This is a genomic window from Roseburia sp. AF42-8, from assembly GCF_003435965.1.
Classification (GTDB): domain Bacteria; phylum Bacillota; class Clostridia; order Lachnospirales; family Lachnospiraceae; genus Roseburia_C; species Roseburia_C amylophila.
In genome coordinates this window covers 1-1,970 of record NZ_QTVB01000107.1, presented here as the reverse complement: position 1 = coordinate 1,970, position 1,970 = coordinate 1, and the positions used below count along the sequence as shown (strand labels likewise).

At 32.4% G+C, this 1,970-nt stretch carries 3 protein-coding genes; all 3 read right to left on the bottom strand.

The window, feature by feature from the left end:
- On the bottom strand, positions 1-859 hold an 859-nt coding region (locus tag DW059_RS15405), incomplete at its 3' end, for an RNA-directed DNA polymerase (RefSeq protein WP_147326076.1).
- A 378-nt stretch (positions 860-1,237) separates the two neighbouring features.
- Complete coding sequence (locus DW059_RS15400; RefSeq protein WP_117699371.1) at positions 1,238-1,576, bottom strand: hypothetical protein; 339 nt, start codon at positions 1,574-1,576, stop codon at positions 1,238-1,240.
- Positions 1,573-1,812 carry a hypothetical protein gene (locus DW059_RS15395; protein WP_117699370.1) on the bottom strand — a complete coding sequence of 80 codons (240 nt, stop codon included), beginning with the start codon at positions 1,810-1,812 and terminating at the stop codon, positions 1,573-1,575. Before DW059_RS15395 ends, DW059_RS15400 begins: the two co-directional genes overlap by 4 nt.
- Positions 1,813-1,970 lie beyond the last annotated feature (158 nt).

The window sequence follows — 1,970 nt, the reverse complement described above, 5'->3', positions numbered from 1 at the left end:
AACTATATCTTTCAAAAATAGCTACCAACTTACTTTTAATATCTTCTAAATCACCCTCTTTATAAATAGCTATTTCATAATCGTCTGCATATCGAACAAACGTAAATCCACTTTCTCGTAATTCAATATCTACTCTAGCTAAAATTGCTTCTGATATTATTCTAGACATATACGGTCCGACTAATATTCCATTTGTTCGTGCTCCATTTAATCTTCTAATTCTATCATCTAAAGCAACATATTTTCTGTAGTTTTCATCCAGACTATCACGCAAAAAAGCTTCCTTTGCGCCGTCAATTCCCAGTTTTATTGCACTTAATGTATGTGTATATATACTTTTATAAAATTCAGAAATATCTATATGTAAAATTCCACTTGCACCTCTAGTCATCTGAATTTTATGAAGCATATTTCCCACATATACAGACCGTTCCCTTTCTTCCTCTTGATTTTCTGTGCTATCATTTATTGTCAGGCTTACACCGACGATAGCATCTCCATAAATATTGTCAACATCAATTATTTCATGTTCTTCATTCGCTATTCGCGAAAAAGAATTATAATCATTACCAGATATTTGTATTATATCAACCAATATATCCTTATTATCTCTCAAGAAATTTATTAACGAAATATAACCGGCCACCTCTGGTATGCTAATCATACGACGGTCACCAGCCTTCCCGAACCTACTCATGAAATATGAATATGGCTCCACTTTATCCTTATGCGAAGCTCCTGCCCCGTATATATTTATCGAATCCGAATTCAAATTAAAATTATCTGGAAGGTACTCTGAAAATATCCCCTTTTCTTTTATTAAATTCAATAATTTTTCCGTAACAGTTTGCTCTATCATTAGTATTCTCCTTTAATATTCCTATTTTTTCTAATACATCTCCACAAAAAGGGGTAACAATTTGTCCCGCTTCACCAGTCGTATCTCCTCATTCTGCTGCTTGGCCTTTTATACCATAGGTTGCATCTACACTATCTTCCAATTCCTTATTGGCTCATTTTTTAATTCTCGAACTTTATCACACCACTCACTATCAAGGAGACCAAAATTACAATATAATTCCAGATAAGCCAAACGCATCATTCCCATAACATCAATCTTTCCTGAAAACAATGCGTTTTAAACAAAATAGTATAGCCCCTTCTAAAATAGAGACATATAAAAATCAGCGTTATTTCAAAATCTTTTAGGTCAGGGAATGCAACTGATACTACGTTTTTATTTAGTTATTTTTTTGCTTAAAATTCTGCCAGTGTCTGCTTCAATCAACAAATTTAGTCCCATAAATGTTATGACACTTATATATTGGCAATCTTTTTTTCCAATGGACACTATAGTCTGCGGATTCAACGGCTTAATAATATCATCAATTTCCCATATTTTATTACCATTAAAATCGTATGCACCCAAATTATTTGTAGGATGTTCAGTTGAATACTTATTTCTTATTACCACACACTTCTCGAATTCTATTACCTGTGCTATTTTTTCACTAAATATAATTTGTTTTTCACCAAACCATACTATATTCTCTTTATATGAATAGTCTTTTTTCATTCTAGTCTACCTATCAACCTTTCATTTACAAAAGCATCTTCATCAATAAATTTACCCATTGTATCAAATTGCTGACCGCCTCCATTTCCCCAGCCTTCAACGGAATTAGCAATACCTGTTTGCAACTTAAAATCTGGGCTCACATTAACATCACAAATATGTGTTGGTTCTTTAGGCAATGCATATTTATCTGCAATTTGTGCTGGTGTCAAACCATCAATATCACTTTTTTTCATTAACCAACCACCTAGAGATGTAATTAGATATACTTATTAAAGCATCAATATCCAATCAAAAAAAGCTTTCCCTCCATTCTCATAATTCCCTCTATTACCATTATTGATTGATTTCTTTGTGCTATTTTTTTTTAGCCCTCCTCAATGTTATTCATATT

Bases quoted from the DNA above. Each gene is read 5' to 3' on its own strand.
- DW059_RS15400 (WP_117699371.1), bottom strand. From the start codon at position 1,576: ATGAAAAAAGACTATTCATATAAAGAGAATATAGTATGGTTTGGTGAA.
- DW059_RS15395 (WP_117699370.1), bottom strand. From the start codon at position 1,812: ATGAAAAAAAGTGATATTGATGGTTTGACACCAGCACAAATTGCAGAT.